Here is a 26643-nt window from a genome sequence, read left to right as displayed (position 1 = left end):
CGCGGGCACGGCTGGACTGACCAACACCAAAAGGGTTTGACGCCCGCAGGGCACCACCGGTCGGATGGCGTCCCATGAGCACAGGTCAGCCGCATCCCGGCATGCACCCCATCGACGACGAGCTCGTACGGCGGCTGATCGCCGCTCAGTTCCCGCAGTGGGCGGGGCTGGCGGTGGAGCGCTTTCCGTCCGGCGGCACGGTCAACGCCATGTACCGGCTGGGCGACGGCATGGTCGTACGGCTACCGCTGGTGGAGGGCGGAGCCAAGGACGTGTCGATGGAGCGGGAGTGGCTGCCTCTCCTCGCATCCCGGCTGCCCACGGCCATCCCCGAGGTACGCGGGGCAGGGGAGCCCGGCGAGGGGTATCCGTGGCCCTGGTCGGTGTACGGGTGGCTGGCGGGGGAGAACCCCGAGGTGGGGGCGCTGAGCGAGCCCGTGCTGCTGGCCAAGGATCTGGCCGAGTTCGTGGCGGCGATGCGGAGCATCACCCTGCCGGGAGCGCCGCGGGCCCACCGCGGCGGGCCGCTCGCCGCGCTCGACGCGTCGACCCGGGCGGCGATCGAGGAACTGCGCGGGATCCCTCAGGAGGGCGTCGACTGCGATGCCGCGACCGCGGTTTGGGAAGACGCGCTGCGCGCCCCGGCCTGGGACGGGCCGCCGGTGTGGCTGCATGCCGATCTGATGCCGGGCAACCTGCTGGTGGGCGGTGGCAGGCTGACCTCGGTGATCGACTTCGGCTGCATGGGGGCGGGCGACCCGGCCTGCGATCTGTTTCCGGCGTGGAACCTGCTGCCGGCCGAAGCGCGGGAGGTCTTCCGCGAGACGCTCGGTGTGGACGACGCGACCTGGAGGCGCGGCCGGGGCCGGACCCTCTCGCAGGCGCTGATCGCCCTCCCGTACTACCGGAAGACGAACCAGGCGATGACGCACAACGCCCGGCACGTCATCCGGGCGGTCCTGGCAGATGTCTGACGGCTCCCCGTTACCGCGGCCCGCGGCAACGGAGATGACCGCCGTAACCGCGGTTACCGTACGCCCCGCAGAGTCACGGCATGCGCTTCGGCGGCCCGCCCCCGCTCTTTGGTTCGGCGAACTCCCCGAGGCGAGCCGTCACACGCCGGGCCCGTTCCAGCGAGGGCTGTGAGAGACAGCCCACGGCAGTCATCTCAGACTCAGATAACCGTTGTCCCGGATCATCGCCACGACAGGGGAAGCCTCCGGTGCCCATGCGCGCTGTACCCGTGCGAGCGCCGAAGCAGCCGCTCAACACCGCGAAGCCCCTGCCCGAGAGAGCCCCAGCCGATGCCCCCGACTCCCGGCCCCGTTCGTACGACCCGTGCCATCGGGCACGACACCCCGACATCGAAGGCCGCGTCCGCCGTACCCGGCTGGCTGGTGGCACTCCTGGCCGCCGCCTCCGGCATGACGGTCGCCAACCTCTACTACGCCCAGCCCCTGCTGTCCTCACTGAGCGCGTTCTTCCGGGTCGACACCGCCACCGCCGGCGCACTGATCACGATCACCCAGATCGGCTATGTGGTGGGCATGCTCTTCCTGGTCCCGCTCGGTGACCGGATGGAGAAGCGCCGCCTGGTGACCATCCTGCTGGCGGTCACCACCCTCGCGTTGGCCGCAGCGGGTGCGGCGACCAGCTTCCCGATGCTCCTGATCGCCTCCCTGATCAGCGGAGCCACCTCGGTTGTGGCCCAGATACTGGTCCCGTTCGCCGCGAGCCTGGCCCCCGACCACACCCGGGGCCGGATCGTCGGCCGGGTGATGAGCGGTCTGCTCACCGGCATCCTGCTCTCCCGCACGCTCAGCAGCCTGGTCTCCGACGCCGCCGGTTGGCGCGTGGTCTACCTGGGCTCCGCGGTCCTCATGGCCCTCCTCGCGCTGGCCCTGCACCTGGCCCTACCTCAGCAGGCCCCGACCACCGACGTCCCCTACCACCACGTTCTGCGCTCGACCGTCCAACTGGTGCGCGGCCACCCGGTGTTGGTGCGCCGAGCGCTGTACCAGGCGGCGATGTTCGGCGCTTTCAGCGCCTTTTGGACCACGGTCTCGTTCATGCTCACCGGCCCGCGGTTCCACTACTCGCCGATCGGCGTCGGAGTCTTCGCCCTGGTCGGCGCGGCCGGGGCGGCCGTGGCACCGTTGGCCGGCCGCTGGGCCGACCGCGAGCTGGTACGGCCGATGTCCGGCGCGGCGTTCGCCGTGGGGGCACTCGCCTTCGCGCTCGCCGGCTTCGGGCAGCACGGCATCGTGCCGATCGCACTGGCCGCGGTCCTGCTCGACATGGCCGTACAGACCTCCCTCATTCTCGGTCAGCACACCATCTACCGGCTGGACCCAACTGCCCGCGCCCGCCTGAACAGCGCCTTCATCGCCACCTTCTTCGTCGGCGGTGCGCTCGGGTCCCAGCTCGGCTCCATCGCCTACCGCTCCGGAGGCTGGACCGCGGTGACCGTTCTCGGTGCCGCCCTACCCGCGCTGGCCCTTGCCTACTGGACCACCGAACGCCGCGCGGTCGGCCGCGGCACGAGCTGACGGGGCACAGGCCGCCCGGCACACGTGCTCCGGCACCCGATCGGGTGCCGGAGCCAGCTGTCACGTGATGTGCCCAGCGGTCAGACAATGTGCCGCAGCAACGCGGCGACCGCCGGGGGTGCCTCGCCGGCGGGCCGCACCGCCATGACGTTCCAGCGCGGCGGTTGCCGGACGAACCTGCGCAGGGACAGGTCGGGGAAACGGGCGGCGACCGACTCCGGCATGACACAGACCCCGAGGTCGTGCCGGACCAGTTCGGACGCCGCGACGATGTCATTGACCTCGAAGGCCGCGCCGCGCTCGACCCCGGCGGTGCGAAAGGCCCGGTCCACCGCGGAGCGGATCGCCCAGCCGGGCGCGAAGTCAACGAACGGCACCGGGGCGATCTCGGCGTACGCGACCCGGTCCGCCTGGGCGAAGGCACGAGCCGGTGATGCCGCGAGCACCATCTCCTCGCGTACCAGCAGCCGGGTCACCAGCCCCCGCTGCTGCTGGCGGTCGAAAGCGACCACGGCGAGGTCCACCGATCCGTCGCGCAGCGACTGCCGGATGTCGGACACCGCCGCCTGCCGGAGCCGGACCACCACACGGGGGTGTTCCGCCCGCAGAGCAGCCAGTGCACGGTGCAGGCCGACCCAGACGCCCTGCATCGTGCCGACGGTGACCTGTCCTCGCAGCTCGCCCCTGGCGGCGTCGGCCGCCGCCCGGGCCTGCTCCGCCGCCCGCAGCGTCGCGCGGGCAGCCGGAACGAACGCCTCACCAGCCGCGGTCAGGGCGACCCGGTGCGTGGTGCGGTCAAACAGCTGGATACCGAGCTCCTTCTCCAGCGCGCGCACCGTACCGGACACCGCAGACTGCACCACGTGCAACCGCCGTGCGGCCGCGGTGAATCCGCCTTCTTCAGCGACCGCGACGACGACCTCCATCTGCCGCAGATCCATCAACACTCCCCGCCAGACGAGTCAGGCGGCCATCTCCCCGGAGACGGCCGCCCGTCGATCATCGCAGGTATGCGCTCGTCGGGGCCGCTGCCGTTCCGGGGACAGCGCCTGTCACCGGAACGGACACGCTGTGTGGGAAACGCTGTTGAACACCCAACTCGGCCCAGCCGTACGCCGGAGCGCCACTACGTCAGGGTGTCGTCGAGCCAGTCGTAGATCAGGGCCAGTGCCAGTCGCTGTGCTCCTGAGTGGCCATGGGCGTCCGCGCCCTGCTCGGCGGTGCACTGCCGGGCGGTCCCGGCTGCCATGACGTAGCGGCCGTGGCCGCAGGCCCAGCGCATCGTCGGGTCGGTGTCGATGGCCTGTTGCAGGATCTTGTCGAACTCCTCGTCGTGCGGTGCGCGGGAGCGGCGGGCCACCTCCTTCCGGTGGGAAGCGGTGTCACGCGGTGAAGGCGTTCCGGTGGGACGTGACGAACTCGCTGAACGACCGCGGGGGGCGCCCGATGACCGCCTGGACAGCCGGGGAGACGCGGTCCTCCGCGCCGTGCCGGATGTCCTCGTCGAGAGCGGCGAGGACCGCGGCGAACTCTGCCGGGACGCCAGCGGCGGCGATGCGGGTGGCGAGATCCCGCGTGCTGACTGAACGGTGGCGGATCGTCAGCCCGGTCGTCCTGGTGATGATGTCGGCGGCATCGGCGTAGCCGATGGCTTCGGGGCCGGTGATCAGGTGCTCGGTGTTGTGCGGTACGGCGTCCAGCAGGGCCCGCACGGCGACCGCCGCGATGTCGTCGGCGTCCACGAAGGCCACCCGGCCGGCGCCGGTGGCGGTGACGATCTCCCGGTCGGCCCGGATGCCGTGGGCGACCGGGTGGTCACCGACGAAGTTCTGCATGAACCACGAAGGCCGCAGTACGGTCCACTCCGGCACCACCGTGCGCACCATGCGGTGCAGGGCGCCGACCCCCGTGGCGCCCTCGGGGATGGCGGACGAGCTCAGTAGTACGACGCGCCGTACTCCGGCCGCCAGCGCGCCGTCCAGGAACGGCTCGACGATGGGCGCCGGGTCGGCCGCGCCGATGGGGGCGACCAGGTAGATCCGGTCCACCCCGGCCCACGCCGCGCTGTGGGTGGCCGGATCGGCCCAGTCGAACCGGATGTGCTCGGCGTTGCCTTCCACCGGCCGCCTGGTGGCTATGCGCACGGCGGCCGACCGGTCGCGCAGCAGGGTGGCGACCCGGCTGCCGGTGGTGCCGGTTCCGCCGATGACCAGCGTGGTGGGACGCGGGCTCACGCGTGCGCCTCCTCACCGGCGAAGGCGGCGGTGAGTTCATCGACGCTGCCGCCCATCGCTTCGGCGGCGGCCAGTGGGCTCCAGTAGTCCCGGTAGTGCGCGATCTCACCGCCGCGGGCGGTGAGCACCGCGATGTAGCTCATGCGGTAGGGGCGTTGGGTGGCCACCACGGTGCCGTCCACCTCGAACTCGACGACGACCACCTCGGGGTCGGCCGTCTCGTGCACGGTGCGCGAGACGACCGCCGTGGGGATCACATGGTCGTTGTAGTCGCGCAGGTACTCCCGTACGGCGTCGCGGCCCTCCAGGCGCTGTGGATAGCCGGCCGACGCGAACGGGAACTCCAGGATCCCGTCTTCGGCCCACAGGCCCGCGAAACCGGCCATGTCCTTGGCCAGCAGCAGGCGGAGCGCCTCTTCGACGAGGTCGCGGGGGGTCCGTGGTGTTCCGGGCATGGGGACTCCAGTCACTCCAGAATGGACGGGACGGTACCGTCCTGTCCTGGGGGAGCCTAGACGGGACGGTACCGTCCCGTCCACACGTATCCTGGGCACATGACCGAGAGCCCCCGCCGCACGCCGACCGGCGCCGCCGTCTTCCAGCCGCGCATCACCTCCGCCATCACCGAGGCCGTTCTCGACGAACTGGCCGCGCACGGCTATGTGCGGCTGTCGATGGAGGCGGTGGCCAAACGCGCGAAGGTCGGCAAGAGCGCCCTGTACCGACGGTGGCCGTCGAAACAGGACATGGTGATCGCCGTGCTGTCGGAGTTCAGCGTTCCGCTCGCCGACGTCCCCGACGCCGGGTCACTGCGCGAGGACCTGCTGGCCACGCTGCGCGCGGTGCACGACTGGTTGACCCATCCCCGGCTGGCGACCATCCTGCCGGACCTGACCGCGGAAGCCGGGCGGAACCCCGCGCTGGCCGAGGCGATCCGGACCGCCATCGGCGAACCACGGCGCGCGCTGGGCACGGTCACATTGCGGCGCGCCGTCGAGCGCGGTGAGCTTCCCGCCGACCTGGACCTCGAACTCGCCCTGGACCTGCTCGCCGCCCCGGTCTACTGGCGCTTGCACGTCCGGCACGCGACCCTGGAGCCCGGCTACTTCGAGCGGCTGGTCGACCACGTCATCCGCGCACTCGACGCCCCTTCGGAACCGGCGCACCGGCCGCACACCGCATGACGCCAGTGCCGGGCGCGGCGGGCGCAGTGGATCGAGGAGCAGAGCCACGACGGGTTTCCGACCCCCACTACCCGCCCACCCGGCGCGGCCCGCGTCCTCAGCGACTAACGCTCCAGCAGGGCAGGGCCTCGGCCGCTCGTGGTGATGGTGCTACGGCTCCAGGACGGCCTCGATGTCGACGGTGACATCGATCAGGTCGCTGACGACGACACCGCCGCGGTCCAGAGTGTCGTTCCAACTCACGCCGAAGTCATGGCGGTTGAGCCGGGTGCGGGCGACGAAGCCGGCCCGGCGCCGGGAGCCCAGGTTCTGCTCGCCCTCCCACCAGGGGGTGTCCCACTGGCCGAGGTAAGTGACGTCGAACGTGACCGGGCGCGTGGTGCCGCGGATGGTGAGGTCGCCGGTGACCTCGAACTCGTTCGGACTGAGCTGGTGGATGTGGGAGGTGGAGAAGGTCCAGGTGGGATGGTTTTCGACGTCGAAGAAGTCCGCGCTGCGCAGATGGGCGTCGCGTTCGGGTTGGCCGGTGTAGACCTGGGCGGCGTCGATGATCGCCTCGGCCCTGGCTTGCTCAGGATGTTCCGGGTCGGCCTCCAGCCGGCCCTGGACGTTCTTGAACTGACCGCGCACGTAAGTGACCATCATGTGCCGGGCGCTGAACTCGGCGGCTGTGTGGCCGGGTTCGAAGAACCATTTGGTGGTGGCCATCAGCAGCTCCCTCAGGGACGGGGCATGGAAGCCCGGGCGGCGGGGCCGTGATCCCGCGGCTGGCCTGCGTGAGGGTCGAAGCGCGGACGCGAGGAAGCTGGCCCGGCCTGGCTTACGCCCAGGAACTCCCTCGGCAGAACCGATCCATCTCAGGCTAAGCCCGACCACCCCCCGTTATCCATGTATGGGTATGCGGCGCGGTGGGGGCACCCGGTCCGCAACCTGCGGCCGACGCACGATCTGAGGATCCGCCGACGGGAATCCTTGGCGTCTTCGGTCTGTTGCCGTCTTCACCACAAGTTCGAAAGGGGAGCGCGATGCCCAAGGCAGTCCGTTTCACCGAGTACGGCGGCATCGACGTGCTGGAGGTCGTCGACGTAGAACGTCCCTCGCCCGGCCGCGGGCAGGTGCTGGTCAAGGTGGTGGCCGCCGGGATCAATCCGGGGGAGGCCAAGATCCGCGAGGGCCTGCTGCACGACCGGTGGCCCGCCACCTTCCCCTCCGGCCAGGGCAGCGACTTCGCCGGGACCGTCGAGGAGGTCGGTGAGGGCGTCGAGGACCTCGCGCCGGGAGACGAGGTGATCGGCTTCACCAACCGCCGGGCCAGCCATGCCGAGTACGTCCTCGCCGACGCCACGGACCTGATCCACCGCCCGGCGGGCGTCACATGGGAGCAGGGCGGCGCCCTGTTCGTGGCCGGGACCACCGCGTACGCGGCGGTGCGGGCCGTTGACCTGGCGCCGGGCGACACCGTGGTGGTCTCCGGAGCCGCCGGTGGCGTCGGCTCGTTGGTCGTGCAACTGGCGCGCCAGGCGGGTGCCACGGTGATCGGCCTGGCCAGCGAGCGGAACCACGCGTGGCTGACCGACCGCGGAGCGATCCCGGTCAGCTACGGCGAGGGCGTGGCCGACCGGATCCGTGCGGCTTCGGGCGGCCGGGTCGACGCGTTCATCGACACCTTCGGCGACGGGTACATCGAGCTCGCGCTCGAACTCGGAGTGCGGCCCGACCGAATCGACACGATCATCGATTTCGCCGGTGCGGAGAAGCACGGAGTCAAGGCGGAGGGCAGTGCGGCAGCCGCCAGTGCCGAGGTGCTCAAGGAACTCGCCGCACTGATCGACCAGGGCAAGTTGGAGATCCCGATCGCCAAGGTCTTTCCGCTGGACGACGTGCGTGACGCCTACCGCGAACTGGAGCAGCAGCACACCCGCGGCAAGATCGTGCTGAAGCCCTGACGGTACGAAACGCACTGCGGGGGTGACGCCGCCCGGCCCCAGGTGCGCCCCGTCACGCCTTCAGATGGCTCGCCTGGCGTGATGGCGGCGCACCGAGTCGCGGTTGACGCAGATCTGTGAGCAGTACCGTTGCCGTCCGGCTCGGCTGAAGTCGGCGTAGACGTTGCCGCATTCGGAGAGGGCGCGCGACCATCGTGATGGTTGCGCTGCCGCGCATCGCGGACGAACTGCACGCGAGCTTTGGCTCGTTGCAGTGAATCGCCGACATCTACCCCTGGCGCGGGCGGCCCTGCTGCTCGGCTGGGTTCCCTCGGTGAAACCCCGGGCCGCAAGCGTTTGTACGTCCTCGGCCTCACCGGCCTCACCGCCGTCACCTTGCCGCGCGGGACGGCCGGGAACGTCCAAGTGCTCATCGCGGCAGGCGCCGTACAAGGCGTCGCGGGCGCGGCCACGTCGCGCACCTGGCGGGTGTTTCGCCACCTCCGCCGGGTCGGCGGCGCCCCGCACCGGCTTCCCGTCTGGTGCGCGGCCGGTCGCGGCTTTGTGAACGTCGGCCTCGCAAACATGGTCCTGCGCCTGGTGGGATCCGGCTCTCCTGGCCCGTACCGATCCTCGGGCTGGTCATCCCCGGGGTCGGCGCGGGGTCTCCGGCACTGGCGCAACCGCGTCACGCACTGCCCATGAATGACGAAGTCCGGCGCGTAGGACGACCGCACCGCCGACGATCCCACCGCGTTCACGTGGTCGTCGGCGGCCCCGCGAGTGACCGACCATCCTTCGGCGGCGCCGAAACCGTGCCGGAGAACTGTGCACGCATGGAAGTCGTGAGCCCGGGTAGCGGATGCCGGACTATTCGATTCTCGACGGATCGACAACCTGTTCATGGAGGCGCTAGACGTATGTGTCCACCTCATAGCGGCCCGACGGACCACGATTCGACCAGCAAGACCCCCGTGGAAGGCGGCGATCAGTCGCCCGCACACGAACCTTCTGCCGGTTTTCGCGAGGTGGACCGCGGCAGCCTGCACCGTGTCACCGCTGCATCGGCAATGGGCAACGCGATCGAGTGGTTCGACTACGGCGTCTACGGCTACCTCGCCACGTCGGTCGGCAACGCCTTCTTTCCCGGAAGCGACTCGACCACCAAACTCCTGTCCACCTTCGGTGTGCTGGCGGTCTCATTCGCGATCAGGCCGTTCGGCGGCATGGTTTTCGGCCCCCTCGGAGACAGACTGGGCCGCCAGCGGGTGTTGGTGCTCACCATCACCCTCATGTCCCTGTCCACCGCGGCGATAGGTGTCCTGCCCACCCACGCCACCATCGGGGTCTGGGCGCCGGTACTGCTCGTACTGTGTCGGCTCGTCCAGGGATTCTCCACCGGCGGCGAGTACGGCGGAGCGGCCACGTACATGGCCGAGTACGCACCGGACAAGAAGCGCGGTTTCTACGGCTCCTTCCTGGAGTTCGGCACCCTGATCGGCCTGATCTCCGGCGGACTGCTCGCCACCATCATGTCCGCGTCGGTCAGCCAGGACACGCTCAACGCCTGGGCCTGGCGAGTGCCCTTCCTGGTGGCCTTGCCGCTCGGTGCGATCGGCCTCTACCTGCGCGCTCGTCTGGAGGACAGCCCGGTCTTCGACGAACTGGCCAAGCGCGGCGAAACCTCCAAGGTCCCGTTCCGGGAGACCATGCAGTACTGGCGGCACATCCTGCTGCTGATCGGATTCGTGCTGCTGCTCAACATCGCGGACTACGGCGTACTCACGTACATGCCGACCTATCTCAACAGCGTCCTCAAGCTGAGCACCCTCACCAGCGACCTGCTACCGGTGCTCGTCATGGTCGGCATGCTGGCGGTCATCACGCCGATCGGTGCGCTCACCGACCGAATCGGCCGCAAACCCGTCCTGCTGACCTCCTGCATCGGCTTCATCGTCCTCTCGGTGCCGATGCTCATGCTGATGGGCACGAAGAACCTCGTGGCCACCACCGTCGGTTTCGCCGTCCTCGGTCTGCTGTTGGTGTCGCTGCTCGCCTGCATCGCGTCCACCCTGCCGGCGCTCTTCCCGACCCAGGTGCGGTACGGCGCGTTCGCGATCGGCTACAACGTCTCCACCTCCGCCTTCGGCGGCACCACGCCGTTGGTCGTGACCGCGCTGATCTCGGCCACGCACAACACCCTGATGCCGGGCTGGTACATGACCGCTGCCGGTCTGATCGCCCTGGTGCCGATCTTGCTGATGCCGGAGACCGCGGGGGAGTCGCTGCGCGGACGCCGGACCCCAGGTGAGTCCCGGGCGAAGTTGCCCAGCATGCGGCGCTCTGCCGCGACGGCACATCAATGACCGCTGGGCCGGTGGGCGCTGGCAGCCCGGCCGGGCGAGCCAGCGCCCCCGCCGAGCCCGCGAGGAGGACGCTGAACCGCCGACATCGTCGGCAGGGGATCACAGAGGTTGCGTAGTACTTCTCAAACCATTCACCCGCGATGACGACGCTACAGCGGTCTGTCCGGCCCTGAAATTAGTAAGGGCACGCTTAATATGGGCCCATGGACAACGCCTTCCCCACCCATGTGTTGCTTCAGGGGCTCCTGCGACTCGGCTCGCGTCTGCGCCATGAGCGGCCACCGGGTGCGCTCAGCCCGAACAAGATGAGCGTCCTGGGCCATCTGCGCCGCCGAGGACCATCCACCCCCGGCTCCATCGCCGCATCGGAACATCAGCAGCCGCAGTCCCTGACCCGGAGCTTCGCCGAGTTGGAGACCGACGGGCTGATCACCCGCGCCCCATCTGAGGAGGACCGGCGCGTTTCCGTCCTGTCGATCACGGAGGCCGGGCGGCAGGCGTTGGCGCAGGACCTCGCGCAGCGCGAGGCGTGGCTGACCGAGGCGATGGGCCCGCTGACCGAGACCGAGCAGCAGGTCCTGCTTCTGGCTGGCCGGTTGATGAACCGTCTCGCCGACACGCCGCCGACGACCGCAACGCGGAAAGCGGAGGACGCGGACAGGCGGTGAGGTGCAACGCTCGTGAACGCCTTGTGCGGTGCCAGGCAAAGCGCGGGCTCCGGTTGTGAGCTGGCGGGGCCCATCGACAAGTCGACGTCGTACACGCCGCGTTGCCACGCACCGCCCCGTGCGCAGCGGCCCGGCGGCGTGACCGCCACCACAGGGATACAAGGCGCGTCAGCCCCGCGCCGCATCACGTCATGACGCGGTACATGCCGATCGACGCGGGAGCCGTCGGCCGGAATCCGAACTTCTCGTACAGGAAGCGCGCGTCGCCGTCCGCGATCAGCGAGACATAGGCCTTGTCCGGGGCGTGTTGCTCCAACGCCCGGACCAGTTCCGTCATGATCTGCTTGCCCAGCCCGCGCCCTTGATGGCCGCGCGCCACAGCGATGTCGACGATCTGGAACACGCATCCACCGTCACCGATGATCCGCCCCATTCCGACCGGTTCGTCCCCGCGGAACACGGTCACCGCATGCCATGAGTTGGGCAGCCCGATGCGGGCCGCTTCGGGAGACTTGGCAGACATCCCCGCTTCGAGCCGCAGCCGCAGGTACGTCTCGACGGAAGGCGTTTCGGCACAGATCCGGTAAAGCTCGTTCGTTGCGTTCACGTGCTGAATGTTAGGAGCGCGTGACCGGCGTGCAAGCTCGCCCGGTGCCACCACGTGGACGGCTGTGCACGGCGACGGGCTGGACCGATCTGCACCGTTGTGTCCGTTGCCGTCCAACGGGGCAGGGATTCCTCCGACACACGGCGACCCCGACTGGAGGGCGGAGTGGCAACGGACCGGCACGCTCACACGATGACGTACACAGACGCCGATGCGGTGCGGCACTACGAGAAGGCGCTGGACAGTCTGCTCTTCTTCCGGGAGGAGGTGGCCTCGGGGGTCGCCGACGTGCTCGACGCCTCGCCGCGGTCCGCCATGGGGAACGTCTTCAGGGCGTATCTCGGCCTGCTGGGCACGGAGGAGAAGGACGCGGCGGAGGCGGCCAAGGCGTTCCGCGCGTACCAGCGGGACGTGCACGTCGCCGATGTGACCGCGCGGGAACGCATGCACGTCGCGGCGGTCTCCGCCTGGCTGGCTGGCGATCTGCACCGGGCCGGCGACGTTCTCGCTGAGCTGACCGTGGCGTACCCGCGGGACGCCCTCGCCCTCGCGGTGGGACACCACATCGATTTCCTCACCGGCAACGCCATGCTGCTGCGCGACCGCATCGGCGGCGCGCTGTCCGCCTGGGACGCGGACGATCCGCAGTACGGCCTGATCCAGGGCAGATACGCGTTCGGCTTGGAGGAGGCGGGCCACTACGACCTGGCCGAACGCACGGGCATCGAGGCGGTGGAACGCAACGCACGTGACGTGTGGGGCATCCACGCCGTGGTGCACGCCTACGAGATGCAGGGCCGCTACGAGGACGGCATCCGCTACTTCGATGCCCGAACCGACGACTGGGCCGACGGCAACTCCCTCAAGGTGCACAACTGGTGGCACTACGCCCTGTACGTTATGGAGACCGGCCGTACGGACAAGGTGCTGGCCGTCTACGACGCCGCCGTGCACAACGAGGGTTCGGCCGGGCTGGCGATGGAACTCCTGGACGCGGCGTCGCTGCTGTGGCGGCTGTACCTGGCGGGCGTCGACACCGGTCACCGCTGGTCCACGCTGGCCGACGGCTGGGCACGCCGACATGACGGCGCCTACTACGCCTTCAACGACGTCCACGCCGTCATGGCCTACGTCGGTGCCGACCGCATCGCCGAGGCCGAGCGGCTCATCCGCGACCGCGAAGCCTGGCTGCGCGACGCCGGCGGCAGTGCGGGCGTTTCCAACGTCCTGATGACCTCGGAGATCGGACTGCCGGTGAGCCGCGCGCTCGTGGCCTACGGGCAGGGACGGTACCGCGACGCGGTCGACCTGCTGCTGCCCCTGCGGTACCGCTTCCACAGCTTCGGCGGCAGCCACGCCCAACGGGACGCCCTGCAAAGGACCCTGTTCGAGGCAGCCCTGCACGCCGGACACCACGACCTGGCCCGCAGTCTGCTGAGCGAACGCATCAACCTGCGCCCACGCTGCCCCCACGACCGCAACGCCCAGAACCGTCTCAACGAGCGGACAGCTGCCGTACTCCCCGCGGACCGCGTCCGCTAGGAGTCAGGCCCGGCGGCACCAGCTGTGGTCGGGCCGCGGCCGCCACTTCTGCGGGAGTTGGGACGCGGCGGCCGAAGTCACCGTCGCGGTCCTGCGTCAGGCGTACGGTCTCGACCCGCACGAGACCGTACTTGCACGTTCTTGCACGCGAACTCACCGCAGCCACCCCGGAATTGACCTGCCACGTGGCACCAGGAAGTACCAGCGCCGGGAGTCTGGCACTGCTCGGCATGCTGAGCGCCACCTGGCGTCGGGAGTCACCGGGCAACCAGTAGCCCCCGACGTCGCTGGTGGCTGCCGTCCAACTGCGGCCTGAGCTGCGTTTTTGTCGACGCTCTCCTAGCGTGGGGATCGAGCTCCGAACGGCTGTGGCGCCACCGGCCCACCGCCCGGATCTGAGGAGAAAACGTGACCGAGACCTACGACTCCCGCCGCACGGCGGTTCTGCTGGTCGATCCCTACAACGACTTCGTCGCCGAGGGCGGCAAGCTCTGGCCGCGCCTGGAATCCGTAGCGAAGGACGTCGGCCTGCTGGACAACCTGCGATCCGTGGTCGCCGCCGCCCGCGAAACCGGCGTACAAGTGGTGTTCGTCCCGCACCGCCGCTGGGAGCCGGGCGACTACGAGACCTGGTCCCACCCGAACCCGACCCAGCGGAACATCCAGGAGCGGCACTCCTTCGCCCGGGGCACCTGGGGCGGGGAGTTCCACCCCGACTTCCAGCCGCGGGCGGGCGACGTCGTCGTCCACGAGCACTGGGCGCAGAGTGGGTTCGCCAACACGGACCTGGACTTCCAGCTCAAGCAGCACGGCATCAGCCATGTGGTGATCGTCGGCGTGTTGGCGAACACCTGCGTCGAGTCCACCGGCCGTTTCGCGATGGAGCTCGGCTACCACGTGACGTTGGTCCGCGACGCCACCGCGGCCTTCCTCCCCGAGATGATGCACGCGGCGCATGAGCTGAACGGCCCCACCTTCGCCCATGCCATCGTCGCCACGGCAGAACTCGTCACGGCGTTCAAGGAAGCGCGCTCATGAACCAGAACCCGGAGTCAGGCGCTGCGGTTCGTGAACGGGCCGTCGCCTGTGAAGACCAGCTTGGCGAAGCGTTCGCCGATGCGGCGGTGGGTGGCGGCGTCCGGGTGGAGCCCGTCGGGTAGGGGAAGCTCGGCGGAGTCGGCCGCACCGTAGAGTTCGCGGCCGTCAAGGTGGTGAAGGTTCGGGTCCTCGGCCGCCCGCTGCGCCACGATGCGGGCCAGCTCGTCCCGGATGACGGTGAGCGTCAACTTCCCGCTGGCGCGCTCCGCAGGATCGCCCGTGGCCCGGAACCGCAGTTGCCCGGTGCTGAGAGTGGTGAAGTCCGGGGCGCTGGGGCCCGGTGTGTCCTCGTGGATGGGGCACAGGATGGGGGAGACGACCAGTAGCGGCGTGGTGGGGTGGCCTTCGCGGATGGTGTCGAGGAATCCGTGGACGGCGGGGGTGAAGGCACGCAGGCGCATCAGGTCGGCGTTGACCAGGTTGATGCCGATCTTGAGGCTGATCACGTCGGCGGGGGTGTCCCGCATCGTGCGGGCGGTGAACGGGTCGAGCAGGGCGCTGCCGCCCAGACCGAGATTGATCAGTTCCACGCCGCTGATGGCGGCGGCGAGTGCGGGCCAGGTGGTGGTGGGGCTGGCCGCGTCGGATCCGTGGCTGATCGAACTGCCGTGGTGCAGCCACACCTTGCGGCCCCGGTCCGGTGCGGGCTCGACGGGGGCGTCGGTGCGCAGGGCGAGGAGTTCGGTGGTCTCGTTGTGCGGCAGCCAGATCTCGATGTCCTTGACGCCGTCGGGAAGGCCGGTGAAGCGCAGGTTGCCGGGCGGGCCGGGCTGGTGCTCGGCGGTCCCGGTGGCCATGTCGATGGTCAGGGTGTTGCCACCGGTCACGCTGGCCTGGCCGGCCAGGCGGCCGTCGACGAGCAGGTCGTACACGCCGTCCGGGCGCGGCGGGACACCCACGTAGACCCGCTTGGTCGGCAGCGTGTCCAGCTCGATGGCGGTGGCCCGGGTGCGGAAGACCAGCCGTACGCCGGAGGGCTGGGTTTCCACCAGGGCGAGTTGTCCGTCGGCGCACTGGGCGCGGGCCCAGGCGGGCAGCCGGTGCGGCAGCACACCGTGGGCGGTGCGCTCCAGGTCGAGGGCGCCGCGCAGGAGGTCCGTGGTGATGGGCGTGGTGATCCAGTCGTGCTTGATGCTCATTGCCTCAGCCTGTCGGTCGAGATTCTGTGATGGTTCGAGTCGGCCGGTAGGCCGGATGGTCCGGACTCGCGCCGGCAGGCCGGGCGACGGCCGTCGGCTGGTGCCGGGGCGCCGGGTCAGGGCGCGGGCCAGTTGCGAAGCGTGGCGTCGAGGGCGTCCAGGATCCGTGACCAGGTTTCCTGCGTGCCGGGAGCGCTGTGACTGAAGCTTCCCCCCAGCTCCAGGCTGACGTAGCCGTGGAAGACGCTGCCCAGCAACCGGACCGCGTGCGTCTGGTCCGGCTCCGTCAGGTCGTAACCGCGCAGGATCGCCCGCGTCATCTGTGCGTGCCTGCCCCCGGCGCTGGCGGCCGCCGCCTCCGGGTCGAGCCTGAACTGGGCTGCGGCGTACCGCCCGGGATGTTCCCGGGCGTAGTCGCGGTAGACGTTCGCGAAGGCGGTCAGCGCGTCCTTGCCGGCCCGGCCGGCCAGGGCGTCAGCGGCCCGGTCGGCGAGTTCCTCCAGGGCGAGCAGGGCGATCTTGGTCTTGAGATCCTGGGAGTTCTTCACGTGCGAGTACAGGCTCGCGACCTTGACGTCGAACCGCCTGGCCAGCGCTGAGACGGTCACCTGGTCGAAACCGACCTCGTCGGCCAAGTCCGCTCCCGCCCGGACGAGACGTTCCGTAGTGAGCCCTACGCGTGCCATACCTATCTCCCATTCGCCGTAACCGATTATGCATCTACCTAAAGCCCTTAGGCAAATGAGGTTGAGGTATCGAGAGCGGGGCGTTGTCAGACCCATCTGCGATGGTGTGCGTGTAGGGCGGTGCGGTGGCCGCCCGGATCGGCGCTGGAGGGGCACGATGACACGTCCGAACGACGGCTGGGCAGGCGTGAGTTGGGAGGACTGGCAGGATCACGACGGCATCCGGCGGCGACTCGGTCAGGGCGCCGATCCGGAGGCGTGGAGCGGGGGGCGGCCCCTGCATCGGGCAGCAGCGTTCGGCTCACCGGAGGTCGTCGCGGAACTGGCTCGCCGCGTTGCGGACGTGGACGCGCTCGAGAACGGCGCGACCGCGTTATGGGAAGCGGTTCTGGCCAACCGACCGGACAACGCGCGGGCCCTCGTCGCCGCCGGAGCGGACCCCTGGCGGCCCCTGATCGGTGGCTGGTCGACGGGGCGGCTCAGCCTTGCCGGACCGACCCCCGACCTGTTCACCGTGCCGGAGGGGGAGCGCGGGCTGACGGAGACGGAGCGCGCGGTGGCACAGGAGGGCAGACGGCTCGTCGCGGCGCTGGGAAGCATCTACTACGAGGGCACGGGCCTGGCGTGCGTGGCCGGTATCGACGCCGAGGAGGCGATACGCCGCTTGGAGGCGACGCGGGCGGGAGGCTCGGAACTGGACGCACTGCTGGAGAACCCGTACGAGTACGACGAGGACCAGGGCCTGCGGATCGTCGGCGTGACGACCGTGCCGGGCGGCTGCGTCGTCACCCAGCCGTGGGGGTACGCGCCGCAGATGCCGGGCGTGCTGACCCGGCTGTCCGTCGGCACCGCCTGCTACGGCCTGTACGCCAACCCCAAGAGCGGCAACCAGGGCGCCATCGCCCGCGACGGGGTCATCGAAGGCTATGACCTCCACCCGGGCGGCGGTCCGTACCTGGACGACACACCTGAGGAAGTGCTCGCCTCCTACCTCTACCAGTGCAACGCGGTGGCCTACTCGTGCGCCTGGGCGGGATTGCGCCTGACCGACGCGCGCGCTGTCGTCGGGCCACCCGACACATGGGTCCAACTGCCGCAGCGCGACTACTGGCAGTGCTGACTCTGCGCCGCCCGACCCACCTGACGCCCCCTGCCGGCCAACGCTCCAGCTCAGCAGGACAACCCAACAACCTGACGTAGCGTCAACGACTGGTGGCGCGAAGCCAGATCGCGGTGTCGGTCGGCAGCATGCCGTCGCTGAGCGGGCTGCTGGCGAGCAGTACTTCGGTGTGGTCGGGCAGTGGTACGGGCTCGCCGGAGAGGTTGACCAGACAGGTGAAGTCCGGACCGCGCTGGAACGCCAACACCTCACCCGGGCCCGGCAGCCAGCGCATCGGCCCGTCGCCGAGCCCGGGTTCGGCGCGGCGCAGCCGGAGAGCCACGCGGTACAACTCCAGCATGGAGGCCGGGTCACCCTGCTGCGCCGTCACCGTGCGGGCCGCCCAGTCGGTGGGCTGCGGCAGCCATGGCTCGGCGGCACTGCCCGGGGGGCTGAACCCGTAGGGCGGCACCGTGCCGCTCCACGGAAGCGGAACGCGGCAACCGTCCCGGCCGGGGTCGGCGCCGCCGGTGCGCAGGTACATGGGGTCCTGGCGGCGGTCAGCCGGGATGTCCTCCACCTCCGGCAGGCCGAGCTCCTCGCCCTGGTAGAGGTAGACCGAGCCGGGCAGGGCGAGGGTGAGCAGCGCCGCCGCTCGGGCTCGCCGGGTGCCCAGAGCAAGGTCGGTGGGCGTCCCGTGCGCCTTGGTGGCGAAGTCGAACCCTGTGTCGACCCGGCCGTAGCGGGTCACCGTACGGGTCACGTCGTGGTTGCTGAGCACCCAGGTGGGCGGCGCGGCCACCGGCCGGTGTGCGTGCAGGGTGGTGTCGATCGAGGCCCTGAGCCGGTCGGCGTCCCAAGGACAGGACAGGAAGTCGAAGTTGAAGGCGGTGTGCAGCTCGTCAGGTCGCAGGTAGCGGGCGAACCGCTCGAAGTCCGGCATCCATACCTCACCGACCAGGATCCGGCCGCCCGGGTAGGAGTCGGCGATCGCGCGCCAGGAGCGGTAGATCTGGTGCAGCTCGTCGCGGTCCACGTACGGGTGCGGAAGCGGTTCGCCGGATTCCGGCAGGTCGGGCAGTGCGGGATCCTTGCTGACCAACGCGGCCGAGTCGATGCGCACGCCGGCCACACCGCGGTTGAACCAGAAGCGCAGTACGTCCTCGTGCTCCCGCCGTACCTGCGGATGGTCCCAGTTGAGGTCCGGCTGGCGGGAGTCGAAGAGGTGGAGGAACCACTCGCCCTGCCTGCCGTCCGCTTCGGTGACGCGGGTCCAGGCCGGTCCGCCGAACTGGGACCGCCAGTTGTTCGGCGGCAGTTCGCCGCGTTCGCCGCGGCCCGGTCGGAACCAGAAGCGCTCCCTGGCCGGGCTGCCGGGGTCGGCCGCCAGCGCCTCGCGGAACCACGGATGGGCGGCCGAGACGTGGTTGGGGACGATGTCGACGATGGTGCGGATACCCAGATCGAGCGCCTCGCCGATGAGCTTCTCGGCTTCGGCCAGGGTGCCGAAGCGGGGGTCGATGTCCCGGTAGTCGGCCACGTCGTAGCCGCCGTCGGCCATGGGGGAGGGGTACCAGGGAGTGAACCACAGGGCGTCGACACCGAGTTCGCCGAGGTAGGACAGCTTGGCACGGAAACCCGCGAGGTCTCCGGTCCCGTCTCCGTCGCCGTCGGCGAAGCTGCGCGGGTAGACCTGGTAGATCACGGCACCGCGCCACCAGCTGGAGTCGGCGTCGGTCCGGGGGTTGGCTGCCACGGAGGCGTCCTTTCGGGCGGGCGGGGGGCGCGGTCAGCCCTTGAGGCTGCCGGCGGTCAGACCGGACATGATGTTGCGCTGGAAGAGCAGGAAGAGCACGAGGGTCGGGACTGAGGCTATGGTCAGTGCGGCGATCACCTCGTTCTCCGTCACGCCGGTGGACAGCGCGTAGATGCCGACGTTGACGGTGCGTCGGCCGGGGTCGGGCTCGGTGAGCAGCGGCCAGAGGAAGTCCTTCCAGACGTTGACCACCGCGAAGATCGACACCACGGCGAGGATCGGTCGGGACATCGGCAGCACGACCGACCGCAGTGTGCGCAGCGGACCCGCGCCGTCGATGGCGGCGGCGTCCAGCAGTTCGCCGGGGATCGAGTCGAAGAACCGCTTGAGCAGGAAGATGGTGAAGGCGTTGGTGACCGAGGGCAGCCAGATGGCCCACGGTGTGTTGAGCAGGTTCTGGTGGATGATCGGCAGGTCGAGCACCGTCAGGTACTGCGGTACGACGAGTACGGTCGCCGGAACCATCAACGTGGCCAGCATCATGCCGAGCACCAGGTTGCCGAGCACCGGCCGTAGTTTGGAGAGCGAGTACGCGGCGGCCACGTCGAGGACCAGTTGGAAGGCGAGCGCCCCGAACGCGTAGACGACGGTGTTGAGCAGCAGCCGGGCCAGACCGAGATCGCCCCAGGCCTTGGCGTAGTTGCCCGGTCGCGGCTGTCGCGGAAAGAGCGTCGGCGGGCTCTGCACCACCTCGTGAGTGGTCTTCAGCCCGCCGGTGACCATCCAGTACAGCGGGCCGAGGAAGACCAGGGTGAAGGCAACGACGACTACAACGAATACGGTCCAGTAGAGCGCTTTGCCACGCGGCCGGTTCAGTTGGGCGGGTGAGATCAGCGTTCTGGAGCGGGTGCCGGGGGCTGCCATGCCCACTCTCCTGTTCCCTGTTTCGTCACCTAGTCGTCGCCGCGGCGGGTGATGCGTACGTACACACCGGAGAAGGCGGCGAGGACCACGAGCAGGACCAGGCCGAGTGCGGCGGCGGCGCCGTAGTTGTTGAAGTTGAAGGCGTACTGGTAGATCAGGTAGACGACGGTGGTGGTGGACCCCTGCGGTCCCGCGCCGCCGGTGAGCAGGTACGGCTCGGTGAACACCTGCATGGTCGCGATGACCTGCATCAGCAGCATCAGTGACAGCACCAGCCGGGTCTGCGGGATGGTCACGTGCCAGATCCTGCGCAGTAGCCCCGCGCCGTCCAGCTCCGCGGCCTCGTACAGCTCACCCGGAATGCCCTGGAGTGCTGCCAGATAGATCAGGGTGGCGCTGCCCATGTTCATCCAGGTCGATGCGATCACCACGGACAGCAGTGCGGTGTGTGTCGACTGCAGCCACTGCGAGGTCGGCAGGTGCAGCGTGTGCAGGACGTTGTTGAACAGGCCGTACCCCGGATCGTAGAAGTACTTGAACAGCAGCACGGAGGCGACCGGCGGCAGCATCACCGGCAGGTAGACCAGCGCCCGCAGATAGCCCTGGCCGTGGCGGAACTCGTTGAGGACGATCGCGACCAGGAACGGGGCCAGGAATCCAAGCAGTAGCGCGAGTGCGGTGAACTCCAAGGTGTGGCGCCATGCCTGCCAGAACGCCGGGTCGTGGACGATCTGCTGGAGGTTGCGCCAGCCGGTCCAGGTGGTGCGGCCCCGCCTGGTCTTCTGGAAGGCAAGGATGACCTCGCGGACCATCGGATACCACGAGAAGAAGGCGAAGCAGAGCACCGAGCCGATGAGGAAGCCGTGCGCCGTCAGGTTGCGGCGCACCCACCGGGCGAGCCCGGCGCGGTCCCGCTGGCCGCCCATGCCGTCCGGGGCGTCGCACTTGCGTCGGGCCCTGGCAGCGGTGCTGGCGGGCCCGTCCGGCGAGGGGTCACGGGAGATGGTGGTGAACGGCGCGCGGTTCATTGACCGTTCGCCAGGATCTGGTCGATCTGCGACTGGGCGGTGGACAGCAGCGAGTCGGCGTTGGCGTTGCGGTCGGTCAGCACCCCGGACATCGCGTTGTCCAGCACCTTGTAGATCTGCTGTGCGTTCGGCGGCTCCGCCCTTCCGGGGACCGGATGGTCCACGAACGGCCTGAAGTTGTCCACCGGCATGGTCGCGCTCGCCGCCTTGAGCCTGTCGTCCTGCCGCTTGGTCGCTCCGGTGTAGAACTCCGGCTGCGGCAATCCGACCGGCAGACCGTCCGCCTTGGTGCGGGCGTAGTCGAACTGGCCCTTGCCCATGGTGAGCGTCTTGAAGTTCAGCCAGGCGATCCCGGCCTTGATCTGGTCGGGGCTGTCCGTCTTCTTGAACATGTAGTCGTTGCCGCCGAACAGCGTGGCGTGGCCACCGGGCATGGGGCCCATGCCGTAGTCCTCGTAGTGACCGCCGAGGGTCTCGACCATGTAGGTGATGTCGTCCGGTGCGGCGAGGAACATGCCGAGCTTGCCGGCCACCATCTCCTTTTGCAGATCACCCCACTTGAGCAGCTGCGTCTGGCCCATGCTGTCGTCGGTCCAGCGCATCTCGTGCAGGGTCTGCAGGATCTGTCGCCCCGCGGCGTTGTCGACGTCGGCTTTGGTACCTGTGGAGTTGACGACGTTGCCGCCGAGTCCGTACATCTCGGCCGTGAAGTGCCAGCCGCCGTTGTTGCCCGCGCTGTACTCGCCGTACCCGGCGATGCCGTTTCCCAGCTTGGCGATCGCCCTGGCGTCGGCGCGCACCTCGGCCCAAGTGGTCGGCGGCTGGTCGGGGTTGAGTCCGGCCTGTTGGAACAGTCTGCGATTGATCAGGACGCCCATCGTGTAGTCGCTGGTCGGCAGGGCGTAGAGCTTGCCGCCGTCCTTGAGGGCGTTCAGCACCGTGGGGTCGATATCACCGAGTGTGGGCACGGTCCTGGCGGTCACGTACGGCGTGACGTCGGCGGCCTGGCCCGCGTCGAGGACCTGCGGGAGGTCCGTGAAGTACGTGTAGAAAACGTCGGGTTCGGTGCCGCCCTTGAGTTGGGCGGCGAAGGCGGCCGGGTCCTCGCACTGACCGGTGGTGGACCTACCTTCCACCGTGACGTTCGGATAGCTCCTGTGGAACGCGGCGACGTCCTCGTTCCACTCCTTCAACTCCGGTTTCTTGGTGGCCGGCGGCATGCAGTCGATGGTGATGGTCACCTTTGTCTTCGGGTCGAGCGGGGCCGAGGCGTTGGCGTCGCCGCCGCCTCCCGTGCCGCCCGTGCCGTTGTCCGAACATGCCGCACCGGTCAGGCCGATACCGGCGACCAGGGTCGCGGCCAACAGCTTCCGGTAGCGGATCGTCTTCCTGCGGACCGACATCTGCCCGTCCTCCCCGAACGTCGGCGCCTGGGGTGGCTCAACGTACAGAGCCGAGCACGTGACCGCAATATGTTGCGCGGGCATCGCAAACTTTTGACAGGGCTATTGCTGGCTTGCGATGGCGCTCCTATGGTGGCCCCGCTCGTCAACTGCACGCTGTGAAGCCGGAAGCGGGGTCCGCCGCGCGAATCCCGCCAGGAAATGAAGAGGTGCAGCACCTGGCATGGACACCCACCCGCACACCGTCAGACGACAACTGGCCGCCGTGGCGGCCGTCTGCGCCGCCGTGTTCGCGCTGGCCGCCCCCGGTTGGGCGGCACCCGCCCGGACAACTCCCGCCGACGCCACCGGCGGACGGGGCGCCACCGTCCCGTTCACCACCTACGAGGCCGAGAACGCCGCGACCAACGGCACCGTCGTCGGCCCGGACTACACCCAGGGCACCGTGGCCTCGGAGGCCTCCGGCCGCAAGGCGGTCCGACTCTCCGGCCAGGGCCAGTACGTGGAGTTCACCCTGACCGCGCCGGCCAACGCGGTCGACGTCTCCTACAACCTGCCGCAGGGCAACGCGGGTTCGCTGGCGGTCTACGTCAACGGCACCCGGCTGTCCCATCCACTCCCGGTGACGTCGAAGTACTCGTACGTCAACACGGGCAACATCCAAGGCTCGAAGACACACCACTTCTTCGACGACTCCCGCATGCTGCTCGGCCAGGACCTCCAGGTCGGCGCGAAGGTGCGGCTACAGGTGGACTCCGACTCCACCGGCGGCCCGTACACCGTCGACCTGGCCGACTTCGAGCAGGTGGCCGCCCCCGCCGCGCGGCCGGGCAACTCCGTGTCGATCACCGACGAGGGCGCCGACCCGTCCGGTCAGGCCGACTCGACCAGCGCGGTCACCAAGGCCATCTCGGACGCCAAGGCACAGGGCAAGTCGGTCTGGATCCCGCAGGGCATCTTCACCATCACCTCGCCGCTGCCGGTCGACAACCTCACCATCCAGGGCGCGGGCGACTGGTACTCCGTACTCCACGGCACCCACATCATCGACAACGCCAACGCACAGGGGAACATCAAGCTGGAGGACTTCGCCGTCTTCGGTGAGGTGACCACCCGCAACGACGGTTCACCGGACAACTTCGTCAACGGCAGTCTCGGCACCGGCTCCGTGGTCTCCGGGCTGTGGATCCAACACGAGAAGGTCGGGCTGTGGCTGATGGGCACCAACAGCGACCTGACCATCGCCGACAACCGCATCCTCGACACCACGGCGGACGGCATCAACCTCAACGGCACCGCCGCGAACTCCACCGTCAAGAACAACTACATCCGCAACACCGGCGACGACGGACTGGCGATGTGGTCCCTGCACGCCGCAGACACCGGTGACAGCTTCCTCGACAACACCGTCATCCAACCCAACCTCGCCAACGGCATCGCCCTGTACGGCGGCGACAACCTCACCGTGCAGGGCAACTACGTCTCCGACACCAACGCACTGGGCAGCGGCATCGCCATCTCCAACCAGCGGTTCGACTACGGCAACCCGTTCTTCCCGCTCTCCGGGACCATCACGGTCGCCGACAACACCATCGAGCGCGGCGGTGCGCTCAACCCCAACTGGAACCATCCGATGGGCGCCCTGCGCGTCGACTCCTACGACTACGCCATCTCCAGCCCGGTCAACATCACCAACACCGTGATCAAGGACAGCCCCTACAGTGCCTTCGAGATCGTCTCCGGCGGCGGCCATGGCTATCCGGTCACCAACACCGCGATCAACGGCGCATCGGTGCGGAACACCGGCACGGTCGTCGTGCAGGACGAGACCCAGGGCTCGGTGACCTTCAGCAACGTCACCGCCGCCAACGTGGGTGCGGCCGGTGTCTACAACTGCCCCTACCCGAGCGGCAGCGGTACCTTCACCGTGGTCGACGGCGGCGGCAACTCCGGCTGGAGCAGCACCTGGAACGACTGCTCGACCTGGCCGACCCCGGGCGGCGGCAACCCGGGTGGCAACGGCAACCTCGCACTGCACAAGGCGGCCTTCGACACCGGCCACCAGCAGAACTACGTGGCCTCCAACGCAGTGGACGGCGACGCCGACACCTACTGGGAGAGCACCAACAACGCCTTCCCGCAGTCCTTCACCGTCGATCTCGGCTCCGCCCAGACTGTGGGACGGCTGGTGGCGAAGTTGCCGCCCAACCCCGCGTGGGGCGCCCGCACCCAGACGCTGTCGGTCCTCGGCAGCACCGACGGCTCCACCTATCGCCCGATCCTGGGCTCCACGGGCTACCGCTTCGATCCCGCCTCGGGCAACACGGCGTCCGTCACACTGCCGTCCGGTACGAGCATCCGGTACCTGCGGCTGACCTTCACCGCCAACACGGCCTGGCCAGCGGGTCAGTTGTCGGAGCTGGAGGCATACGCCTCATGAACAGCTGACGCCGCGCGGCGTCATGGAGGGACGGTGGGCGACCGCGGACGGCACGCGGCCGCCCACCGCCATCCGGCCGCCAGGTGGTGGCCCCTCGCCTATCGGGCCGGGGCGGTCGAACCGCGTACCACCAGCTCCGGTTCGAACAGCAACTCGTCGCCGGTGACCACCTTTCCCGCGATCTGCGAGGTGAGCAGCTGTACGGCGGCCCGGCCCATCGCCTCGATCGGCTGGCGCACGGTGGCCAGCGGCGGGTCGGCGCAGTTCATGAACGCCGAGTCGTCGTACCCCACGACGGAGACGTCACCCGGCACGTCGAGCCCGCGTCGGCGCACCCCCCGTATCACGCCCAGCGCCAGGACGTCACTGGCGCAGATCACCCCGGTCACCCCGCGGTCCAGCAGCCGCCCGACCGCCGCCTGGCCGCCCGCCTGCGAGAACATGGTGTGCTCCACATACTCGTCGCGCAGTTCGGGTCCACTGCGGCCGGCCGCCTCCCACGCGGCGGCGAGCTTGCGGCTCGACGGGACGTGGTCGTGCGGGCCGAGTACCAGACCGATCCGCTCGTGCCCGAGCGACACCAGATGACGCCACGCCTGCTGCACGGCGACCGCGTCGTCACAGCAGACCTGCGGGAAACCGAGGCCGCCTATGGTCGCGTTGATCAGTACAACCGGCAGGTTGCGGTCAGCGAGCAGCCGGTAGTGGTCGTGCCGGGCGTCGGCCTGCGCGTAGAGACCGCCCGCGAACACCACGCCCGACACGTGGTGTTGCAGCAGCAGCTCAACGTAGTCCGCCTCGGACACGCCGCCGGCGGTCTGCGTGCACAGCACCGGCGTCAGGCCCTGCTGTGCGAGCGCGCCACCCATCACCTCGGCGAACGCGGGGAAGATCGGGTTCTGCAGCTCGGGCAGCACAAGGCCCACCAACCGCGCCCGCTCGCCGCGCAGTTGTGTGGGCCGCTCGTACCCCAGCACGTCCAGTGCGGTCAGCACCGCGGCCCGTGTGGCCTCCGAAACCCCGGGCTTGCCATTGAGCACCCGACTCACGGTTGCCTCACTGACCCCGACCTTCTTCGCGACATCAGCAAGTCGACGCGTCATGCCCGCAAGATTACCGCACCTTACGCAAGCCGCTTGCAGGATTTTTCGTTGCCCAGTAGGCCCTCTTGTGCGGTTCGAAGACGCGCGCTCCCTCGTGGAGGCTCAGCCGTGGCACCGTTAGCGTGGTCCGAATGATGGTGGGTACCCGGGACACCCGACTGGTTGTCGTACGTGGCAACTCCGCATCGGGGAAGTCGACCGTCGCCGCCGAGATCCGCAACCGCTTCGGCCGCGGACTCGCCTTGGTCGGCCAGGACAACCTGCGCCGAGTGGTCCTACGCGAACGTGATCGCCCGGGCGGCGCCAACATCGGCCTCATCGACACGGTGGCCCGCTACGCACTCGACGCCGGCTACCACGTCCTCCTCGAAGGCATCCTCTACGCGGCCCACTACGGCGAGATGCTCGGGCAACTCGCCCAGGACCACCGCGGCCACACCCACCACTACTACCTCGACATCCCGTTCGCCGAGACGCTGCGCCGCCATACCACCAAGCCGCAGCGAGACGAGTACGGCGAGGCGGAGATGCGCGCCTGGTACCGGTCGCGCGATCTACTGCCCGGCGGCATGGAGACCGTGATCGGCGCTGACAGCACGCTCGACGAGACGGTCGACCGCATATGAGGGAGACCGGCCTCGGCGGCCCTCCCGCCCCCGAAGCCATGCCGACGGCATCAGCCCCGCCGTCCCGCTGACAGCATGGCCGTACGTCGCCGAGTAGCTTGCCCGACCCGATCGCGAAGGGAGGGGCCAACCTGGGACGTAGACCACCTGAAGCGGCCGTGCACCCTGCTCGGCGTCAAGTCCTCCACGTACGCGAGCGAGCCATCGACGGTCACCTGGTGGAGACACCGTACGAGGGTCTCGCGGTAGGCGTGGGACGCACGCTG

The 26643-nt window shown here is 69.4% G+C and carries 24 protein-coding genes and 1 pseudogene; 11 read left to right on the top strand and 14 right to left on the bottom strand.

What is annotated here, in order from left to right:
* The first annotated feature begins 74 nt into the window (after window positions 1-74).
* Both O5O46_RS19690 and O5O46_RS19685 read left to right on the top strand, forming a co-directional pair.
* Window positions 75-974: an aminoglycoside phosphotransferase family protein gene (locus tag O5O46_RS19690; RefSeq protein ID WP_269856810.1), complete on the top strand. Its 900-nt coding sequence runs from the start codon at window positions 75-77 to the stop codon at window positions 972-974.
* Between the two features lie 450 nt (window positions 975-1424).
* Entirely contained in the window at window positions 1425-2549 is a 1125-nt protein-coding gene (locus tag O5O46_RS19685) for an MFS transporter (RefSeq protein ID WP_443072577.1), read from the top strand.
* Between the two features lie 80 nt (window positions 2550-2629).
* On the opposite strand, the gene O5O46_RS19680 is transcribed toward O5O46_RS19685, so the two are convergent.
* The 4 genes from O5O46_RS19680 to O5O46_RS19665 all read right to left on the bottom strand — a co-directional run bounded on the left by O5O46_RS19680 (window position 2630) and on the right by O5O46_RS19665 (window position 5238).
* The gene (locus O5O46_RS19680) at window positions 2630-3490 is read right to left on the bottom strand and encodes a LysR family transcriptional regulator (RefSeq protein WP_269856808.1); all 861 of its coding nucleotides are present in this window, start codon (window positions 3488-3490) and stop codon (window positions 2630-2632) included.
* A gap of 185 nt (window positions 3491-3675) precedes the next feature.
* On the bottom strand, window positions 3676-3909 hold the full coding sequence (locus O5O46_RS19675) for a hypothetical protein (RefSeq protein ID WP_269856807.1): 234 nt from the start codon (window positions 3907-3909) through the stop codon (window positions 3676-3678).
* A 22-nt stretch (window positions 3910-3931) separates the two neighbouring features.
* A complete protein-coding gene (locus O5O46_RS19670; RefSeq protein ID WP_269856806.1) occupies window positions 3932-4783 on the bottom strand; it encodes an NmrA family NAD(P)-binding protein in 852 nt (283 codons plus the stop codon).
* Window positions 4780-5238, bottom strand: a complete 459-nt coding sequence (locus tag O5O46_RS19665) for a nuclear transport factor 2 family protein (RefSeq protein WP_269856805.1) — start codon at window positions 5236-5238, stop codon at window positions 4780-4782. Before O5O46_RS19665 ends, O5O46_RS19670 begins: the two co-directional genes overlap by 4 nt.
* A gap of 99 nt (window positions 5239-5337) precedes the next feature.
* Between O5O46_RS19665 and O5O46_RS19660 the strand changes: the two genes are divergently transcribed.
* Window positions 5338-5967, top strand: coding sequence for a TetR/AcrR family transcriptional regulator (locus O5O46_RS19660; RefSeq protein ID WP_269856804.1), 630 nt, complete (start codon window positions 5338-5340; stop codon window positions 5965-5967).
* A gap of 150 nt (window positions 5968-6117) precedes the next feature.
* Here O5O46_RS19660 and O5O46_RS19655 read toward each other — a convergent pair whose 3' ends face one another.
* Window positions 6118-6675 (bottom strand): YceI family protein, encoded by a 558-nt coding sequence (locus O5O46_RS19655; RefSeq protein WP_269856803.1) that lies wholly within the window; start codon window positions 6673-6675, stop codon window positions 6118-6120.
* 317 nt (window positions 6676-6992) lie between these two features.
* On the opposite strand from O5O46_RS19655, the gene O5O46_RS19650 reads away from it, so the two are divergent.
* On the top strand, window positions 6993-7913 hold the full coding sequence (locus tag O5O46_RS19650) for an NADP-dependent oxidoreductase (protein ID WP_269856802.1): 921 nt from the start codon (window positions 6993-6995) through the stop codon (window positions 7911-7913).
* A gap of 60 nt (window positions 7914-7973) precedes the next feature.
* On the opposite strand, the gene O5O46_RS35580 is transcribed toward O5O46_RS19650, so the two are convergent.
* Window positions 7974-8393, bottom strand: coding sequence for a CGNR zinc finger domain-containing protein (locus O5O46_RS35580; protein WP_443072576.1), 420 nt, complete (start codon window positions 8391-8393; stop codon window positions 7974-7976).
* Between the two features lie 569 nt (window positions 8394-8962).
* On the opposite strand from O5O46_RS35580, the gene O5O46_RS19640 reads away from it, so the two are divergent.
* Entirely contained in the window at window positions 8963-10258 is a 1296-nt protein-coding gene (locus O5O46_RS19640; protein ID WP_269856801.1) for an MFS transporter, read from the top strand.
* A 203-nt stretch (window positions 10259-10461) separates the two neighbouring features.
* Window positions 10462-10926: a MarR family winged helix-turn-helix transcriptional regulator gene (locus tag O5O46_RS19635; RefSeq protein ID WP_269856800.1), complete on the top strand. Its 465-nt coding sequence runs from the start codon at window positions 10462-10464 to the stop codon at window positions 10924-10926.
* 184 nt (window positions 10927-11110) lie between these two features.
* On the opposite strand, the gene O5O46_RS19630 is transcribed toward O5O46_RS19635, so the two are convergent.
* Window positions 11111-11533, bottom strand: coding sequence for a GNAT family N-acetyltransferase (locus O5O46_RS19630; protein ID WP_269856799.1), 423 nt, complete (start codon window positions 11531-11533; stop codon window positions 11111-11113).
* A 192-nt stretch (window positions 11534-11725) separates the two neighbouring features.
* Between O5O46_RS19630 and O5O46_RS19625 the strand changes: the two genes are divergently transcribed.
* The gene (locus tag O5O46_RS19625) at window positions 11726-13075 is read left to right on the top strand and encodes a tetratricopeptide repeat protein (RefSeq protein ID WP_269856798.1); all 1350 of its coding nucleotides are present in this window, start codon (window positions 11726-11728) and stop codon (window positions 13073-13075) included.
* 408 nt (window positions 13076-13483) lie between these two features.
* Window positions 13484-14113 carry an isochorismatase family cysteine hydrolase gene (locus O5O46_RS19620; protein ID WP_269856797.1) on the top strand — a complete coding sequence of 210 codons (630 nt, stop codon included), beginning with the start codon at window positions 13484-13486 and terminating at the stop codon, window positions 14111-14113.
* A gap of 14 nt (window positions 14114-14127) precedes the next feature.
* Here the strand turns inward: O5O46_RS19620 and O5O46_RS19615 are convergent, their stop codons facing one another.
* A complete protein-coding gene (locus O5O46_RS19615; RefSeq protein WP_269856796.1) occupies window positions 14128-15312 on the bottom strand; it encodes a GDSL-type esterase/lipase family protein in 1185 nt (394 codons plus the stop codon).
* Between the two features lie 116 nt (window positions 15313-15428).
* On the bottom strand, window positions 15429-15998 hold the full coding sequence (locus tag O5O46_RS19610; protein WP_269856795.1) for a TetR/AcrR family transcriptional regulator: 570 nt from the start codon (window positions 15996-15998) through the stop codon (window positions 15429-15431).
* A gap of 157 nt (window positions 15999-16155) precedes the next feature.
* Here O5O46_RS19610 and O5O46_RS19605 point away from each other — a divergent pair, with 157 nt between their 5' ends.
* Window positions 16156-17118: an ankyrin repeat domain-containing protein gene (locus O5O46_RS19605; protein WP_269856794.1), complete on the top strand. Its 963-nt coding sequence runs from the start codon at window positions 16156-16158 to the stop codon at window positions 17116-17118.
* Window positions 17119-17200: 82 nt separating this feature from the next.
* Here O5O46_RS19605 and O5O46_RS19600 read toward each other — a convergent pair whose 3' ends face one another.
* The 4 genes from O5O46_RS19600 to O5O46_RS19585 all read right to left on the bottom strand — a co-directional run bounded on the left by O5O46_RS19600 (window position 17201) and on the right by O5O46_RS19585 (window position 22208).
* Entirely contained in the window at window positions 17201-18853 is a 1653-nt protein-coding gene (locus O5O46_RS19600) for a glycoside hydrolase family 13 protein (RefSeq protein WP_269856793.1), read from the bottom strand.
* Window positions 18854-18886: 33 nt separating this feature from the next.
* Entirely contained in the window at window positions 18887-19777 is an 891-nt protein-coding gene (locus tag O5O46_RS19595; RefSeq protein ID WP_269856792.1) for a carbohydrate ABC transporter permease, read from the bottom strand.
* Window positions 19778-19806: 29 nt separating this feature from the next.
* The gene (locus O5O46_RS19590) at window positions 19807-20703 is read right to left on the bottom strand and encodes a carbohydrate ABC transporter permease (protein WP_269856933.1); all 897 of its coding nucleotides are present in this window, start codon (window positions 20701-20703) and stop codon (window positions 19807-19809) included.
* A gap of 98 nt (window positions 20704-20801) precedes the next feature.
* The gene (locus tag O5O46_RS19585; protein ID WP_269856791.1) at window positions 20802-22208 is read right to left on the bottom strand and encodes an ABC transporter substrate-binding protein; all 1407 of its coding nucleotides are present in this window, start codon (window positions 22206-22208) and stop codon (window positions 20802-20804) included.
* A 223-nt stretch (window positions 22209-22431) separates the two neighbouring features.
* Here O5O46_RS19585 and O5O46_RS19580 point away from each other — a divergent pair, with 223 nt between their 5' ends.
* On the top strand, window positions 22432-24648 hold the full coding sequence (locus O5O46_RS19580; RefSeq protein ID WP_269856790.1) for a discoidin domain-containing protein: 2217 nt from the start codon (window positions 22432-22434) through the stop codon (window positions 24646-24648).
* Between the two features lie 98 nt (window positions 24649-24746).
* Here the strand turns inward: O5O46_RS19580 and O5O46_RS19575 are convergent, their stop codons facing one another.
* A complete protein-coding gene (locus O5O46_RS19575) occupies window positions 24747-25751 on the bottom strand; it encodes a LacI family DNA-binding transcriptional regulator (RefSeq protein ID WP_333482403.1) in 1005 nt (334 codons plus the stop codon).
* Window positions 25752-25885: 134 nt separating this feature from the next.
* Between O5O46_RS19575 and O5O46_RS19570 the strand changes: the two are divergent.
* Window positions 25886-26448 (top strand): annotated as a pseudogene (locus tag O5O46_RS19570) (AAA family ATPase).
* Window positions 26449-26643: the final 195 nt, after the last annotated feature.

The sequence above is a fragment of the Streptomyces sp. RPT161 genome (assembly GCF_027533845.1).
GTDB lineage: Bacteria > Actinomycetota > Actinomycetes > Streptomycetales > Streptomycetaceae > Streptantibioticus_A > Streptantibioticus_A silvisoli_A.
This window is presented reverse-complemented; position numbering and strand designations above follow the sequence as displayed.

Bases quoted from the DNA above. Each gene is read 5' to 3' on its own strand.
- O5O46_RS19690 (WP_269856810.1), top strand. From the start codon at position 75: ATGAGCACAGGTCAGCCGCATCCCGGCATGCACCCCATCGACGACGAG.
- O5O46_RS19685 (WP_443072577.1), top strand. From the start codon at position 1,425: ATGACGGTCGCCAACCTCTACTACGCCCAGCCCCTGCTGTCCTCACTG.
- O5O46_RS19680 (WP_269856808.1), bottom strand. From the start codon at position 3,490: ATGGATCTGCGGCAGATGGAGGTCGTCGTCGCGGTCGCTGAAGAAGGC.
- O5O46_RS19665 (WP_269856805.1), bottom strand. From the start codon at position 5,238: ATGCCCGGAACACCACGGACCCCCCGCGACCTCGTCGAAGAGGCGCTC.
- O5O46_RS19660 (WP_269856804.1), top strand. From the start codon at position 5,338: ATGACCGAGAGCCCCCGCCGCACGCCGACCGGCGCCGCCGTCTTCCAG.
- O5O46_RS19655 (WP_269856803.1), bottom strand. From the start codon at position 6,675: ATGGCCACCACCAAATGGTTCTTCGAACCCGGCCACACAGCCGCCGAG.
- O5O46_RS19650 (WP_269856802.1), top strand. From the start codon at position 6,993: ATGCCCAAGGCAGTCCGTTTCACCGAGTACGGCGGCATCGACGTGCTG.
- O5O46_RS19640 (WP_269856801.1), top strand. From the start codon at position 8,963: ATGGGCAACGCGATCGAGTGGTTCGACTACGGCGTCTACGGCTACCTC.
- O5O46_RS19635 (WP_269856800.1), top strand. From the start codon at position 10,462: ATGGACAACGCCTTCCCCACCCATGTGTTGCTTCAGGGGCTCCTGCGA.
- O5O46_RS19625 (WP_269856798.1), top strand. From the start codon at position 11,726: ATGACGTACACAGACGCCGATGCGGTGCGGCACTACGAGAAGGCGCTG.
- O5O46_RS19615 (WP_269856796.1), bottom strand. From the start codon at position 15,312: ATGAGCATCAAGCACGACTGGATCACCACGCCCATCACCACGGACCTC.
- O5O46_RS19610 (WP_269856795.1), bottom strand. From the start codon at position 15,998: ATGGCACGCGTAGGGCTCACTACGGAACGTCTCGTCCGGGCGGGAGCG.
- O5O46_RS19605 (WP_269856794.1), top strand. From the start codon at position 16,156: ATGACACGTCCGAACGACGGCTGGGCAGGCGTGAGTTGGGAGGACTGG.
- O5O46_RS19595 (WP_269856792.1), bottom strand. From the start codon at position 19,777: ATGGCAGCCCCCGGCACCCGCTCCAGAACGCTGATCTCACCCGCCCAA.
- O5O46_RS19590 (WP_269856933.1), bottom strand. From the start codon at position 20,703: ATGGGCGGCCAGCGGGACCGCGCCGGGCTCGCCCGGTGGGTGCGCCGC.
- O5O46_RS19585 (WP_269856791.1), bottom strand. From the start codon at position 22,208: ATGTCGGTCCGCAGGAAGACGATCCGCTACCGGAAGCTGTTGGCCGCG.
- O5O46_RS19580 (WP_269856790.1), top strand. From the start codon at position 22,432: ATGGACACCCACCCGCACACCGTCAGACGACAACTGGCCGCCGTGGCG.
- O5O46_RS19575 (WP_333482403.1), bottom strand. From the start codon at position 25,751: ATGACGCGTCGACTTGCTGATGTCGCGAAGAAGGTCGGGGTCAGTGAG.